The organism is Vibrio sp. 2092, from assembly GCF_033339635.1.
Lineage (GTDB): Bacteria > Pseudomonadota > Gammaproteobacteria > Enterobacterales > Vibrionaceae > Vibrio > Vibrio alginolyticus.
Window position 1 is genome coordinate 265,698 of the sequence record NZ_JAWOUY010000001.1, and the last position, 15,725, is coordinate 281,422.

The following is a 15,725-nucleotide window of genomic DNA, read 5'->3' on the forward strand; positions in this document are numbered from 1 at the left end:
CCGCCGTAGTAAAGTGAAGCACCTGCTAGAACTACAACTAGAGCGATTGCGATGATTGAGATGATTAAGTTAAACATAGTTTAGTTTCCTTTTACTTTATTGTTATTTGTTTGTTATTATTTATTGTTTTTAAATTTATTATTATTTTTTATTATTATTTTATATTGTTGTTTTTTATTGTTATTTAAAGAGGGGGAGGTTCCCCCTCTAAAGACTATTAGATAGTCATGTGAACTTTAGCTTTAGCAGTACCAGAGCTAACGTCGATTGCATCAACATCAACATCAGCAGAGCCAGCGCCAGCTACTAGGTTTGCATCAGTGAAAGTACCGTCAGCAGCAACGCTACAGAACACTACGCCAGCACCGTTTTTGTTAACTGTCTTACAGATATCTTTAGTGATACCGTCTTCAGTTTTAGCTGCGAATGGAAGCTCAACAGAAACGATACTTACAGTAGCAGTAGAAGCGTTTTTAGCATCGCCTAGCTCCCAGTTAGCGCCATCAGCACCTACAGGTAGGCTTGGAGTAGAGCTTAGGTAAGCACCTTCAAGGTCTGCAATCGCAGTAGGAGCACCACCTTCAGAAGCTGTAAACAGAGTTGCAGCAGCTTGGATTTGTTGTGCTTGGTTGATCAGGGTTGCCGCTTTAGCGTCAGAAGAACCACGGTTGAACGCGTCACCGCCGTAGTAAAGTGAAGCACCTGCTAGAACTACAACTAGAGCGATTGCGATGATTGAGATGATTAAGTTAAACATTTGTTAATTACCTTTTTTATTATTTATTTATTTATTAATTTGTTCGTTTTGTTTTTTTGTTTTGTGTGATGTTCATCACATGTCTAAATAATATTGTTAATAATGTGACCTAGCAACCATTTTTTTTAAATAATTAAAAACAATTTTTTTAGCAAACTTAATTCTCTTTTTTATTAATCATTTACAAAGTAAAAAAAATTTATTTATTGATAAATGTAAAAATTAACTATTTTAAGACAATAAAAAAGCGAGCCGAGGCTCGCTTAAAATTGATTTAACTTACTATTTTATAATGACTTTTTTTGCTGGCTTAAGGGCGAATGTTATTCCAGACATAGGCTCTTTATCACCAAAAGCCCTACATGATTCACCCATACAGTACTCTCTAAGAGTAAATCCTTTGCACCTTTCGATAACTATTGATGACTTGGCAAGCTCTTCTTTCCAGTCTTCAAGACCGACATTCTTCAAAATAAGGTACTTGCTCTTAGGATGGACTGTTACAGCGTAACCAAGCTCTACAGATTCTTTTTTACACTGCTCATAGGCAAACTTTTCAACAGCCTTTTCTTCATACTCAACACCAGGATTGGAAAAAAGGTATACAGAAAGACCAATGACTGATAGTGCAATGAAGAAAATAAGAGTTCCAGCAAATTTGAAAAAGTTTTTCTTTAAAAATGGCATATCTACTCCGCTAATTTATTCAAAACATCTTTCTTAGATTTTTTAGGTTCAGTATTAGCGATTGTGTTTTCTAGATCTTCAATTGAATCCTTTACTTCTTCAACCGTTTCTTCTTTCTTAGTAACACGATCAATAACGTTTTGCTTGATAGAATCATAATTTGGAGTAGGGGATGTAGTGATCTTCCATGTGTTTGTTGCAACCACATAACGCATATCTTTCACATAAACGCCGCTATTCTCATTTGTCATGTATCTATTGAGCTTATTAATTTCGAGCATAGGGCTTTTAGTCCTACTCTCATATAGATGCTCATTAGTGATTCTGTTCTTTTCATCTTGTCTGTTCACCATAGAAGCGCCAAGCAGAATGAATGAAGCTGTAAGCATAATCAAACTAAAGACAAAGAATCCATATCCAGAAGAAGTAAATTTCTTCATCTTATCTTTGAAAACAATATTTTTGTTTTCTTTGTGGTACTTCAAGTTAGCAGCACTAATTTTAGCTACAGAAATCTTCTCTTCATCCTTGACCACTGCTAATGAAAAGTTTTCCTTGATTATGGTAACGCTATCTGAATCATCAAGCTCTTCTATAATAGAGGTTAAAGCTCCGCAACCTGAACCACCTTCATGTATTTCCCAAAGATAACCTTCGCCATAAGAAACTATGTTGTAGAAAGCATTATCAATAGGCGTTACATTGGCTGAAGCAAAGTTAAATAAATATTCCTTAACTTCCTTTTTGGTTACTTTTGCATAATAACCCATGTAGAACTCGATTGGCTCAGAAACAACGACTTCCTTTTCTTTAGTCTGCTTGTTCTTATCTTGTTTCTTGGACTTTTTAGCAAAAAAAACTTTCTTATTTTTTTCGTCACTAACATTGATGACTGAGCTTTCATCAGGTGTGCTTGCATCGGAGTCAGAATCATCAACAGCCAAAGAATTAGGAGTAGGAGAATCGTCTATTACAAGCGCCTCCTGGCGCTTGTTTTTTCTTTTGAAAATTCGACTTAAAAAGCCTTTTTTATCTTCACTCATTTTTATTTCTTCTTATCTGTTTCCAAAAATGGTAACTGTTGGACGGATCATTATAAATGTACTGTTTTTAGAATAGTTCTGCTTTTGATAAGCAATATCTGAATCTTCAGCAAATGATGGGGCATTTCTATCATCGCTATATTCATTAAAACTAATACCGCCAATGATTACTGACTCACCAGCCATGATCTTAATAACATCACTAAACTTCTGCTCACGAGTTTGAGGCTGAGAAACCATTCCTAATTGATTACCAGCGTTTAGCTCTACCCATTTAGTTAAGCTGCTAATCTCCATGCCAAAATCGATTGTAACGAGCTGGGATTTTGCATCAAACCAAGGTTTCAAATGTAGTTTTGTACCTAAATCAAGGTATGTAACAGAGACATCTGAAGATTCACTATCGGATTCAGTATCTGATGTTCCACTAAGCTCATCTATATACGGAACTTTATCACCAACGCTCATCATTACTTCTCGACCTGATAAGGTTTTCATAATTAATGATTGTGATGTTTCAGCTTTACCATAGGTAGATAAGAAATCAATAACGTTTGAAAGAGTAAACTCACCATTGCCGATCTCCAGGGCTGACGATGTACCAGTTATCGATGCATTTGCTTTAACATCTCTAATTGAGCTTCCTAGTTCTTCGGCAGGATTAGTGCTATTGCTATTATCACTGTCAGAATCTGACGAGTCATCTGATGAATCATCACTGGTTACGGTGTCACCAGATTGAACGCCGTCACCAATTTTGATTCCAAACTTACTCCAATCAATGCCTTCAGCTTTATGCCTATTCACTTGCACTGTTATGATAGCTACTTGCATTGAAACCAAGCTGGTGTTCACTGTCAGCCTATCAAGATACGTTGTAATCTTCTGATGATTAGCTTTTGAAGCTTTATAGAAGATTGTAGCCGCATTTACAGAGTAGCTTACTTCTTCAGCACCCATTGATTTGAGATCGTTTTGTATCTGTTTGGCTATCACATCATCTTGAGGAATTCGCAACTGGTAAGACGTTAACTTCTCAACAGTAACAATATCGCCAGCATGGTAGCTGAAGTTGATGCCATAAGCTGCCTCAAAAGCATCGAGTAAATGACCAAGCTTACCATCAAAGTCAATCATTACTATTGGCATGGTTCTAATAGCTTCGTCAGGAATTACTAGATACAAACCTTTTTGCTTTAAAATTGGAACCAGGTCTTTTAGAGTAGCACTACCTCGAAAACCAGTCTTAATATTCTTATTAGAAAACTTATCTGGTATAGGGGAGCCTTCCTCTAAAATTAAAAGGTCGTTAATAGGAACAAATCGAATTGGAGGCTCTTCATTCTTCCAATCATTTACAACATTATTGGTTATCTTGTCCTGATTTAATGCTTCTTCCAGTGATTTAGGAATGGATTTACCCGAGGTACAACCAGACAAAGTAGAAACAGCCAGTATACAACCAATTATTAAACTTAATTTGTTAACTTTATTTTTATTCATTATTAGAAATCTCTACATACACGTCTTTAGCTGAATCGTAATAAATCTTGACACCATCTACTTCAGCCACGAAGTCAAGATTTTGGTTAACGGAAGCCCTTCCTGTTTCAGAAAGCGATTGCTCAACTGGATCCACCTTTTCACACATTGCCGCTTTATCTTCAATATACTGATATGGCAGGAAAGGATTGGTTTCAGAGGCGATAGCATTAGAACAAAGAAGAATAGAAGTAAAAGCTATAATCTTATTCATAATTTTATTCATAATTTTTGTTTTATAACTTAAACTAATTAATTTCGGTTTTCAAACTTTTTTCTCTTATAAGATGAAGAAGTTTTAACATTTCCGAATACGATTCACTTGCAGCTACATTTCCAATAACTCTATTTTTACCAAAAAGCAGGTAGAAGTCATTGCAAAAAATAAAACCATTGATGAACTTATTGATTTCCACTGGTAGATTACTGTAAACACTAGTCATATCTTCTATAGACTCAAATTTACTGGTAACGCTTGAGAGGTCAAGTCCATCACTAAAAATGCCAACGTAGGCTTTTCTTGTTTTAAAGTTTGATACGAATTCACTCACTGCTTTAAGATCTACAGGGTTAGCATCAATCAACATACTCATTTTTTATTCCTTTTAGAGGTTTAAAAACACCTATTTTTTTTATTGAATTTTTATTTTTGTCGATAATATCATAAAAACCAGAATATACTAAACAAGCTTTTTGATTTTTGTTTACAAGAACAGTACCGCTCATTCCCTTAGGGTAAATACAATTATCTGAATAATATGCAGAACCATCACCATTAGGTGTTAAGTTACACATATTAAGGTAATTTGCAGTATATCCATAATCTTGACACTCACCGATAAGTTCAGAACTAAACTTTCCAGATAAGGCAATGTCGGAACCTGTTAAGCCAGTGTATTTACCAACATAAAATGGTTTCATTACTTCGTAGTATTTTGCGCCTGAATGTATATAGAGAGGAATGTACTCTTCATCATCACCTGTGAAACAGTGGCTGGCAGTAATGACTAAATCATCGCTCATCAAACCTTTGCATTGATGAACATAGATTCCATCTACTTTCTTAAGTAAATTAATAGAAATGGGTGCTTTGTGATTAGATTTAAGGAGTGAATTAAGAAGAAAAGGGGCTACAAGTAGCCCCAATATAACAATCGGCTTCTTAATCTTGACTAGAAATTTCTTCATTTTTAGCAAGACCACCAAAGCATTCGATAACACCGTTTAGCACGGTATTTGTGTATTTTGTGAAAGCGTTGAATTCAGTGTCGAACTGCTGTAGCTCCGTGTCATATTCATTGCCTTTAAGAATTTCCTTGAAGCATGAGCCTAGCTTGAATTTCTTAATCATAAAGCTTTCATCAATGCTCATACGCGCATTGACTTCTTCATCTTCATTGCTATAAGACAATGCTAGGTTGACAACACTGTAATTTTTCTCGCCAAGATAAATTTCTAGGTTACGATCACCTTCAAGCGTTTGAGCTGAATACGAGATCTTACCTTGTTTACGCCCATCACGCTGTGGTTCGCGAATGACACACTCACTCATAAGCTCAAGTTGATCTGGCATTGTGTTTGTGTCTTCAACCCAAGCTGTCATTTTAAGAGGGATATCTGTAGCCACTTGTAGTGGAGCAAACTCAAAACCTTTGAACTCATTATCGGTTAGTTGGATTGTGCGCTCTAGAAGGTCAATGAAGCGCTCTGCTTGCTTCATATTACCAGTGTTTAGGATTAGGCGCTTCTCAGCGATACACAGCCATCCTAGAGTGGTTGAAAACTTACTCTGTGCTGTTTTAAGAAGTTCGTTCTCAAGCTTGGTCTTGATCTGAGATTTCTCGTCTTTTGGCACTTTCTCAACATTGTTTTCTTTCTTAAATTTTGCGATCTCAGAATCCAACAGTTCTTTAAGCTCTGAAGTATTAATTTTCTTTTCTTCAGTTTTAAGCGCCATCAGAATATTTCCTTCTGATACAGCCCCAAGAACCTGCATGTCAAAATGTGGGGGAACCCAACCTGAATAGTGTCGAACATTGCCAGATACGCGCTTAAAAGGCAGGCTTTCTAGGCATTTATTGATACTGTCAGCAGTTAGATTTTGGAAAGCCTCATTTTTTGTTGAAATGAAAGCATTTAAAACGCCAAATGGTTTAAAAGACATATTTATTCCTTAATTTAATTAGTTGTTTAGTTTATTTAAATGATGTGCTCAAAAATAAAAATTTCTAGCAGTTCACTTTTAAATCCAGGGTGATTGAGACATCTAGTGTTCAAGTAGTAGTTAAGGTTATTCCTAAACTGAGTATTGCCCGAATCAATCGATAGAGCTTCATCAACCAAAATTCTTTTATTAGACACATAATAATCATACAAGCTATCATTTTCAAAGATTTTTTTCATTTTATTTGAATGCTTTGCGATTATAAACATGACTTCCAGGCTGATTTTGTTCACAGAGCCATTGAATTCAAGAAAATCAACTGAATTTATATATCTTTTTAATTCGTTGTATAGTAAGTCATTCATATTAAATCCCGCTCAGCAGATTCGCAAAAAATTCTGCGCTCTTAACTGGATCTCCGTCAGGAAGGTCTTGCTTAACTGGTGCCAAATTCGCTTGTGTTTCTGTAAGCTTTCCGCTGTATACCTCATCAAGAACAATCGCGTACATTGAATCAAATCTAGCTTTCATTTTTGACATCTCACCGACTCTAAGATCGAAACCGCCAATTCTTCGCCTTGTTTCTTTGATAATCCAATTATTGTGCAATTCATTTTTAGGGTTTGTTGCAACACTGTACGCCCTACAAGGAGGTACACAGCCTTCGATTAGGAGAGACTTTGATATTGTAATCAAATGAGACACGTTCGGCGGAAAATCAACGTATCTTGGGTCTTTTGTAATTTCTATTTCTAATTCTTTGAAATCTACACTTTCCAGATTGTTTTGTACAAACTCATTGTACAAAAACACTCGAAAGACACCTGAGTCATCCCATAATCTCTTATATCTGAATGACATTCTCTGCATAAATTCTACAAATTGCTGATTAACGATTACACGAGAATTTTCACAAAAATCCACAAACTGGTTTGGAGTAGGGGCGAAAGAGCCAGTCCATCCAGATAAAAGGTTATCCAAGTTTTCTTGTATTGTAGTTGGGTTTATCGATTTACGCTCTAATGCATCAACCCACTCCCTGAACAAGTCGGTGACTTTCGATGGTTCTTTTGGTATTCGAAAGGATTCAAAATAGGAGCTAAATCTTTTAAACATTTCAGCGACATACGGCTGGTACGAGTAACGCTTTGCAGCAGCAAGAATTGTATCTAAAGCCTGAGGTGTATCACCTCGATCTTCAAGGTATTTGCATACAAATTTTTCAATTTTGTCATCCGTAATGCCGTATCTTTGCATTTCAGCCACAATCAACTCTGCATCAACAGAGGTAAAACACACAATATCTTGTGATTTATTATCGACTTTCTTTGTTTTTTGTATATAATGATAAACAGTATCGGATATAGACATATTTATTACCTAAAAATCTACAGGTAGATCATCAAAATTGAATTCTTTATCTTTTTCATTTAGCGCATTAACACTACTTGTAAGCGAGTTTGACAACCAGCGTTGAATAAATGAGTTCATCATTGCTAATGGCTTTCTTTGGAGCGGATTATCCCTAAGCCACTCATATATGTCAAGAATTTCCATATCAACATCAACGCCAGGAAATGCCTGCCTTAAAAGCGCTAGGTGCTTATCCCTAACACGGAATACCTGCCCCTCGGTTTCATACCTTTTTGTGGGCAACCAACCATTGTATTCGCCAAGAACTTCCAAGGTAGGATCTACATACTTAACAGCAAGTTCGTTATCTTCATTGTTAATCGCATCGAACAAAGATTTGCTTTGTTGCGAAGAGCGAGTATTAAGCATTCGAAGATTTGCAAGCTTTGCTTGCTCTAGCTGTTCATTCTTTAGCAATTTAGCTAGAAAATAAGAAGACACCTTATTACTTAAACTCTCTAAGTCTAGAGATACTGTAAGTATGTCACTATCAATGGAGCTTACCTTGCTAACAAAATCTTCTGCATCACCTGCTTTTCCGAAGATAGCTAGAACATGTTCCGAGTCTATATCTAGATTAGATTGTTCGTCTCCGTGCTCCCATAGCGTAAAAAGCAACATCATTGCTTTTCCAAATTCATCATGCGACAACTTGCCGATTAGTGCTTTTAAGTCCGTTGAAGGACACAGTTTCAGTGTGTGAAATTTCATTTTTTATTACGAAATTGATTTTATGTGTGTTAATATTAAGGAAAGCAATGATATTAATAAATTTGGAAAAAGTAAATGCAAATTAAATTTGACGAACTAAAGACTTACTTCAAGCAAGTTGCTCCGCATGTGTCTGAAGACATCATGGATGACTGGCTTCGTTCTGGCGCTGAAATCCTTAAGCTTGACATTGAAAGGGTAGAAAAATCTCTTACTCCAGAGTCACTATCCAAGAAAGTTGAGAATTCATTGCGCTATTCGATTAAACGTCTTTCGACCTTCAATCCACGCGATATGGGGGTTTTATATGTATCCCATAATGGTGGTTTTGTAAGTTATGGTAATGATGATGTTCACAGTGTTTCTACTGTGGTTCAAGAAAAACTAGCAATGACTAACGTACAATCTATGCCCAATGCCGCATTGAGAAGTATGAGATTGAAAGATGATGCGATGAGAGAATTCCTCAAAGAAATGCATCGCTATGAGCTTAAACCGCTAGACGCACTAGTGGCAAAGGTTAAATCTGGTGAGCCGTGGGATGAATACCCTTGGATGTCTGCGAATATCGGTGGTCTTTACAAAGATAAGTTTGATAAGGTCTGGATGGTGGATTTCAGAATCCCTAAAAACCATGAAAAGGCTGAAGCTGCATATAAAGATATTGGTGATGGAAGCCGAGCTGCTATGGCTCAAAATAAAGCATTCATTGAAGGCAAGTACGGTGTGAAAATCGATCACTGCGCTGCTGCTATTCTATCGGTGGAAGATTTTTCTTGTATGGTAACGGTAGAACCAATTAATGATGATCTTTGTTTAGCCGTTAAAGACATCGGTGACTATTACTACAATGAATACGTTCAGAAGGGCATTGTACCTGTTGTTTCCTACGATAAGGAATTCGAAACAGTAAACGATATGCCTTCAGGTCTTAAAGGAGCAATTGCTGAGTATGCTTTATACAATAAGCTGGCTTCAGAATCTGATAAGATGAAGAAAACTGCTCGTAGCAGAGTTGAAGAGCTATTACAGATCCAAGGTGTTAACATCGCTCCTGTAGGCAAGAAAACTCAGGTTGGAGCTATTAGCTTTTCTACATCAGAAACTAAACCAAGTGTGGACAGTAAGCTGCTGATGAAGAAGTTTGTTGAGCTTGGTGGAAATCCTGAAGACCCAGAGATTTTCTCTCAATCTAAATCATCAACAAGATTAAATGTAACAAGAAGCAAAAACCATGTTGATTATGGCTTCATCACGAACCTAGCGTCTTCAGTTGAATCATTAATTAAAGACTCTGTTGTTGAAATGAAAGAGATTCACAACATTCATGAAGAAACCAAGCGAAACTTCGATCCAACCGAGCCTGGTGTTTTAGAGGAACTGGAAAAAGAGTCTAAGGAAAAAGCTAGTTCATACGATGACGAACTTGAACTCTTCTAGTTTTTTATTAGTTTAAAAAAATCGACAACTGTAATAACATAGTGGATATATTTTATATCCACTTTTTTATTTAAGAAATAATATGAATATCATACTTTACCCAAGAGTTTATAATAAAAGAGGCGCTGAGAATTCTCATAGCGTCTTAGGTGTGACTCATGAAGGTGAGCTTGTAAATGTTAAACTTCGATTAGATAAAGTAACTGAAAATAGCCCTTCAATAAAAGAGTTTAGCCGTGATGACAGAAAGGCGAAACAGGCTTGTACTGCAACGAAAGATAACGGTAAGGATAAAAGGGAAGGGGTTCTCCTATTTACCCGTTGCTTTCTAGATGAGAAAGATTACAACAATAATGAAACCAACTATGTTGCTAAGTGGGCAACTGTCCTTTGTGAAGACAAGGATAGTAATGAACCATTAATAGGTTTTGGTCGATTGGTTATTCCTAAAGATTTCGAGATCTACAAGTCATTAGCAGAAAAACTTCAAGTGGCATTAGAAAAAGAAGAAGATGATGAAATAGATTCCATCAAAACTGAAATGGCTAAATATTCTAGTTTTTCATTCCCTGGCATTATATATTCACACGATAAAATTAGAACCTTTATTAGTAGCGAAATTGAAGAAGCCAGAAAGTATGTAAAACAATCAATACATGAGACGTTTCAATCTGGAATGGTTGGTGGCTTTGCTATTCGTTTGCTCACAAAAGACTATAAAGTGATCCCAAACTCCTATTTGGAGGTGTACCAAAAATATAACCCAAAAACAAAAGAATATATAACAGCTAAACAAACAGCAGACATGTATTTTGATTCAGACCATGCAAGAACTGCGTTTAAGAGTAATGAGTTTTTGATTGATATTATTCCTTTAAAGAGGATGAATTCAGGGAAATTTACAACTAAGCATTATTCATCCAAAAATGTTTACCCAATGGTCAAATCTCTTTATTCAACGATTAAGGGAAATATCAAAATCTGTAAGGTTGTAGCTAAAACCTACAACTTTGTAAACCCTCAAAATTTCGATGAGACAAAAGTTCTCCTTGATAGAATGCATTCCCTGTCAGAGCCGCTAGGTCATCCCATGAGGCTATCTAAAGACGGAACGATGTCTTTGTTGCTTAGAGGTGAGACAAGTGACTCTATAAACACTGATACTGAAAAGTTCTACTGGGTTGGAAATGATCCATCAAGAATGTCTATGACTAGAAATCAAAGGATTCTGTACCTTCTTGATAAGGGACATATGCCAACTTCTTCAAAGGGTAGAGTAAATGACACCGTTCAACTAATAGAAAATGACTCATATCCAATCAATAATGATGACGATAATGATTCTTCTGAGAACATTCAAAATTCTTCAAGTGAAAACATGAAATCCAATAAAATGGAAATAGAGGAAGACTCTCAAATAATTGATGAAATTGTAACGGATTCTGATGAAAAAGATTTAGGCAAGGATACAGATTGCGAACAAGAGATGGATGGAATCGTAAATCATGTTAAACAATCAGAAAACCAAGTAGAAGCGGAACTTAGCTCAGATGAAGAACTGGAGCAATCAGCGCCATCTCAAGATTCAACTTCTCCACATATTTCAGATGAAGAAAATTTTGTCGATGAATGTCACGTAGATGCTGAATCTAAAAGTGATTCAAATAATAATGAAGGCATTAATTCAACAGATGTAGATATAAATGACGTTGATGAAAATAAAATCCAGACTTTAGATGATCATATACAAACTGAATCAACTGTCACTCATGTTGATTTTGGTTCTCTAGTCGAGCTAGAGGATTCGTTATCAACAACTCAATCGGGCAATCACGAAGATACAAACCCCGAGGGAATTGTTGATGTATCCCCTGAAAACTCATTTGTACAAGATCAAGAACCAATAGAAGTACGTAACGATTCATGTGAAATCGTTGAAGAATCTGATTCTACTGATAATACAGATGAAGGTGTTGAGGAATATGGTTCTACTGATTATCTAGATGAACAAGTTGAAGAGTCTGATTCTACTGATTATTCAGATGAAGGCATTGAAGAGTCTGATTCTACTGATAATCTAGATGAACGTGTTGAAGAACCTAACACTACTGATAATTCAAGTGATGAAGATCTAAGCCTCACTGAAGAAGAAAAAGAAATCGAACTTCAGGAAGATATTCAAGATGACTATTCATCAAAGTTCATGGAAAGTATCGAGCAGATCAAAAAAGGAAAAGCGTCTGACGTAATATCTGCTGAGCAAGATCCTGCTGACATATTGGCTAGATGGACGAATGGTTCTGTAGATAAGAAGGATGTTGAACCTAAACCATCAGAGGTTGAGCCAAAAGAGAAGCCTCAACAAGTTGAGGCTTCTGGTGAGGAAGAACTAACAGGCATGGCTGCGTTCATGAAAGGCTATCTTGAGTAACCAGTTGTTTGATTTTTTTCTTTAACAGGCTGCAATCCGAAAGCTCTATACCCAGTGGTTACATCCATTGGGTATTTTTTGGACTCTTTATTGATATCTAACAGCTCTTCTCTAAGAAAATGATATTCCTGGTGCTCGTTAGGATCTATATTGAACTGCTTGCATTCAGATAAAACGATATTGATTTTTTCTTTAATTTTTTTAACTTTTAACGCTTGTTCATGAGTAAGAGTTTCAGTGATAACTTTATTTATTTCAGCGGTAGGGTGGAAATAAGCAGTAATAATTTCTTCTCCACCGTAAAGCTCAGTGAAGTATGCAGCTTTAGTGTTTTTTGCAGGGTAAAAAACACCTTTCGTGCCATCCTTACCGTTTGTTGATTTATTTTTTTCTTTAATGTTTATATAGCAAGAAAACCCCTCATTTTCTCGCTTGTTCTGTACCTTTAATTCTATTTCGTAAGTTTTCTTTAGCACACGAATGGAGTTGCCACCAGGGACAGCTATGTTACCAAAGTCATCAAGCTCTATAACTCCATTCATTGGAATGAAGTACTCACCAACTTTAGCAATGTGTTGCTTTCCACTTGGATCCGTTACCTTGTAAGACTTACCTGTACTTTTCTTAGCGCTCCATCCAAAAAGCAAATCTTTACCTTTTTGAATTTTGTAGTCACCAATGATTAAGTCTCCAGTTTCATCTTGTGCTATCACACCGACTTTTGGTAATTCATCTCCAACTTTCAGGAGGCAGTGATCATTACTGGCTTCTTCAGAGGCGGAAGGTGGTTCGACTTTCGTACCGTTACTACGGGTAACGATGTACTTTCCACTTTCTACCTCTTCAAATTTCCAGCCATTAAGGATTTCTTTGTTTTGTCCATGCTCAACATACGAAGCTTTGGCTAATAGTGCGTTGTAATTTGACATAATTAATTAGATTAATGATTGTTTTATATCATTATATCAAATTGGCTTTGTCCTTACACTAAAAATTAACTGCGACTAATCATACTCTTAGCCAATCCTATGGACTCCTGTGAATTTTCATCTCCGTTTAACATACGCGCAATTTCTTTAATTTTTTCTTCATCAGATAGCATAACAATCTTATTTGAGACAGTATCTTGCGTATTGTCTTTTGAGACTACAAGATGATGATCAGAATAAGAAGCAACAGACGGCTGGTGTGTAATAGAAATCACTTGCGCGTTAACTCCTAGCTGCTTAAGCATAGCGCCCACAGAATCCGCTGATTTACCCCCAATACCGACATCAACCTCATCGAAAATCAAAGTAGGTAGCGAACTTCTTTCAGAAATTGCAACTTGCAAGCATAGTGAAACCCTTGAAAGCTCACCACCAGAAATGGCTTGCGAAAGTGGTTGTTTCTCAGTCCCTTTATTCGCGCTGAACAAAATTTCACAAGAAGTTAAACCTGTGCTTTTAGCTGTGTCTGTCATTTTTAGCTCAAATGAAATTTGAGCAGTTTCAAGTCCTAAGCCTGGCATCATCTCCTGCATTTTAGCTTCAATCAACTCTGCTACTTTCAGGCGCTCAGAATGGAGTACCAATCCATGCTCTTTAAACGCTTCAAATTTTTGCTCTGATTTCTCCTTAAGTTCGATGATTTCTTGCTCTACTTCATCAAATCCATTCACATCTCTTTCTAGCCTGGTTTTAACGCTTAAAAGATCATTAGGGTTAACATCATGTTTTTTCGCGATGCTTTCAAACTTGGCGATACGAGAACCAGCTTCATTGATATCAAAATCATCCATTTCATAGTTATTCGATAAGGCTGAAAGATTTGATACTGACTCTTGAACGTTAATTGAAGCTTCTTCAAGCATTCCATAGACATCATCAATCACCTGATCTGTACCAAGTAGGTGATTCAACTTTTTCTGCGCTTCAGTAATTGCTGACGCAACTGAGAAATCCTCATTTTCTAAGACAGAAGCTGCTGAACTAATATCAGATAAGATCTTTTCTTTATTACTATGCTTAGTAAAGGATTCTTTTAAGTTGTCATACTCATCATCATCGGGATTTAGTTCTTCTAGCTCATTCAGATAAAAGCGGTTTAGCTCTTGCTGAACCTTCATAGCTTCCAGTCTGTCTTTAGCTTCTTGCAGGCTCTTTATGGTAAGCATGTATTCCTTATAACTGCTTTTCGTAGCTGCAAGGGCGGAGCTTTCAGCTAGGCACGAATCCAAAACGCTCAGACCACTTTCTTTTTTAGTGAGTTGGTGATGGGAATGTTGAGCATAAATTGAAACCAATTGATTACTTAGCTCTTTGAGTTGAGTAGTAGATATTGGTTCGCCATTAATCAATGAGCGGCTTTTTTTATTCGATTTTAAAATTCGCTTAATGATAATGTTTCCGTCATGAGAAAAGCCGTTAAATTCAAGCCATGAGATAACCTTAGGGTAGTTAACTACATCGAAGGCTACCGTGATAGTGGCTTGGTCTTTACCGATCATGATTTTGTTATAGTTTGCTCTTTCACCAAGGGCGAGCGCCAAAGCGTCAAGAATGATTGACTTACCAGCGCCAGTTTCACCAGTAAGCGCGGTAAAGCCTTTATCAAGCATAATGTTGGCATTTTGACAAATTACAAAATCGCCAATAGAGATTTGAGTTATCACATTAGTTACTCCTTAAACTTTTGATAAAAAATAGCATTATTACTTGTCATTTGCAATAATTTTGGTATTATTAAGGCAATTAAAAAAGAAAGGTTTACGTTATGCATTTGGTGATTTTTGATGGACAATATTTGTTTCAAATGTTGAAACAAGAGCAAGCGCAGGTTAGTCATACTGCTATGGCTGATGTTGCGGATAAAATCGTCAGCTCAATTGGTGCTACACATGCGCTATTCGTTTTTTCAGACATGGTAAATAGCTGGAGAAAGGAATTAGTTGACACCTATAGCATTAAAAAGCATGACTTTAGCTTTTCGGATTTGGCACTATTGGGTAAGCACAGAGCTTATTTAAAGCAATGTGGATACGCATCTGTACAAGTCTCTAAACTTGAGATGTTTGATATCAGTAGCATTATCTGCAATAAAATTGGCACTGGCAAATGCAAGGTTACGCTGATAACCAATTGCCCATTGTGCTTCTCACTAATAAGCGAAAGTGTCGAGATTAAAGATGCCGCTTTGACATCCACGAAGACTCAAGAGTGGCTTAAGTCGAGAATTGCGTTACCAAAAGCAATGCTTGGTGAATACTATTCCATTCATGGACTCAGTTCGCTTGGTGTTCCTGGAACCCCTGAAATATCAAAGTCAGAAGTTATTGAAGTCCTAAAACAATACAACGGACTATACAACATTCAGAAGATGCTTGGTGAAGAGATTCATGATAAAAAGCTTAAAAGTGTCGTGGATAACTTCGATCAGATTTCGAGAAATTACGGTGTAACTCTTGCTAAAACTGATGTAAAACTAGGGACATCTATGCATGTAATGGAAGTGCGAAACAAAATTGCAGCATAGGATATCTAAATTGAAAAAAGAGGC

At 36.5% G+C, this 15,725-nt stretch carries 16 protein-coding genes; 3 read left to right on the top strand and 13 right to left on the bottom strand.

The annotated features are described in order from the left end of the window. Window positions 1-217: 217 nt before the first annotated feature. The 11 genes from R7P80_RS01650 to R7P80_RS01700 all read right to left on the bottom strand — a co-directional run bounded on the left by R7P80_RS01650 (window position 218) and on the right by R7P80_RS01700 (window position 8,317). Entirely contained in the window at window positions 218-757 is a 540-nt protein-coding gene (locus R7P80_RS01650; RefSeq protein WP_085762339.1) for a hypothetical protein, read from the bottom strand. Window positions 758-1,039: 282 nt separating this feature from the next. Continuing rightward, window positions 1,040-1,444, bottom strand: a complete 405-nt coding sequence (locus tag R7P80_RS01655) for a hypothetical protein (protein WP_045592764.1) — start codon at window positions 1,442-1,444, stop codon at window positions 1,040-1,042. 2 nt (window positions 1,445-1,446) lie between these two features. Further along, window positions 1,447-2,487: a hypothetical protein gene (locus tag R7P80_RS01660; RefSeq protein WP_318096604.1), complete on the bottom strand. Its 1,041-nt coding sequence runs from the start codon at window positions 2,485-2,487 to the stop codon at window positions 1,447-1,449. A gap of 12 nt (window positions 2,488-2,499) precedes the next feature. Beyond that, window positions 2,500-3,990, bottom strand: coding sequence for a hypothetical protein (locus R7P80_RS01665; protein ID WP_116921250.1), 1,491 nt, complete (start codon window positions 3,988-3,990; stop codon window positions 2,500-2,502). After that, complete coding sequence (locus R7P80_RS01670; protein ID WP_116921249.1) at window positions 3,983-4,243, bottom strand: hypothetical protein; 261 nt, start codon at window positions 4,241-4,243, stop codon at window positions 3,983-3,985. Before R7P80_RS01670 ends, R7P80_RS01665 begins: the two co-directional genes overlap by 8 nt. Window positions 4,244-4,277: 34 nt before the next feature. Continuing rightward, window positions 4,278-4,622 (bottom strand): hypothetical protein, encoded by a 345-nt coding sequence (locus tag R7P80_RS01675; RefSeq protein WP_045592773.1) that lies wholly within the window; start codon window positions 4,620-4,622, stop codon window positions 4,278-4,280. Beyond that, the gene (locus R7P80_RS01680; RefSeq protein WP_094133584.1) at window positions 4,606-5,217 is read right to left on the bottom strand and encodes a hypothetical protein; all 612 of its coding nucleotides are present in this window, start codon (window positions 5,215-5,217) and stop codon (window positions 4,606-4,608) included. Before R7P80_RS01680 ends, R7P80_RS01675 begins: the two co-directional genes overlap by 17 nt. Continuing rightward, complete coding sequence (gene rdgC / locus R7P80_RS01685; protein ID WP_116921248.1) at window positions 5,192-6,193, bottom strand: recombination-associated protein RdgC; 1,002 nt, start codon at window positions 6,191-6,193, stop codon at window positions 5,192-5,194. The genes R7P80_RS01680 and rdgC overlap by 26 nt, the downstream gene beginning before the upstream one ends. A gap of 35 nt (window positions 6,194-6,228) precedes the next feature. Continuing rightward, window positions 6,229-6,558 (bottom strand): hypothetical protein, encoded by a 330-nt coding sequence (locus R7P80_RS01690; RefSeq protein ID WP_116921247.1) that lies wholly within the window; start codon window positions 6,556-6,558, stop codon window positions 6,229-6,231. A gap of 1 nt (window position 6,559) precedes the next feature. Continuing rightward, complete coding sequence (locus tag R7P80_RS01695) at window positions 6,560-7,564, bottom strand: hypothetical protein (protein WP_318096609.1); 1,005 nt, start codon at window positions 7,562-7,564, stop codon at window positions 6,560-6,562. Window positions 7,565-7,573: 9 nt separating this feature from the next. After that, window positions 7,574-8,317: a hypothetical protein gene (locus R7P80_RS01700; protein WP_133297333.1), complete on the bottom strand. Its 744-nt coding sequence runs from the start codon at window positions 8,315-8,317 to the stop codon at window positions 7,574-7,576. A 75-nt stretch (window positions 8,318-8,392) separates the two neighbouring features. Here R7P80_RS01700 and R7P80_RS01705 point away from each other — a divergent pair, with 75 nt between their 5' ends. Together R7P80_RS01705 and R7P80_RS01710 are read left to right on the top strand one after the other, a co-directional pair. After that, window positions 8,393-9,757: a hypothetical protein gene (locus R7P80_RS01705; protein WP_045592782.1), complete on the top strand. Its 1,365-nt coding sequence runs from the start codon at window positions 8,393-8,395 to the stop codon at window positions 9,755-9,757. Window positions 9,758-9,839: 82 nt separating this feature from the next. Further along, window positions 9,840-12,188: a hypothetical protein gene (locus R7P80_RS01710; protein ID WP_318096612.1), complete on the top strand. Its 2,349-nt coding sequence runs from the start codon at window positions 9,840-9,842 to the stop codon at window positions 12,186-12,188. Here R7P80_RS01710 and R7P80_RS01715 read toward each other — a convergent pair. Beyond that, the gene (locus R7P80_RS01715) at window positions 12,176-13,117 is read right to left on the bottom strand and encodes a hypothetical protein (RefSeq protein ID WP_273981666.1); all 942 of its coding nucleotides are present in this window, start codon (window positions 13,115-13,117) and stop codon (window positions 12,176-12,178) included. The genes R7P80_RS01710 and R7P80_RS01715 overlap by 13 nt on opposite strands. Window positions 13,118-13,182: 65 nt before the next feature. Further along, on the bottom strand, window positions 13,183-14,841 hold the full coding sequence (locus R7P80_RS01720) for a DNA repair protein RecN (protein WP_318096614.1): 1,659 nt from the start codon (window positions 14,839-14,841) through the stop codon (window positions 13,183-13,185). 101 nt (window positions 14,842-14,942) lie between these two features. Between R7P80_RS01720 and R7P80_RS01725 the strand changes: the two genes are divergently transcribed. Beyond that, window positions 14,943-15,701 (top strand): hypothetical protein, encoded by a 759-nt coding sequence (locus tag R7P80_RS01725; RefSeq protein WP_053318342.1) that lies wholly within the window; start codon window positions 14,943-14,945, stop codon window positions 15,699-15,701. The last annotated feature ends 24 nt before the right edge of the window (window positions 15,702-15,725 follow it).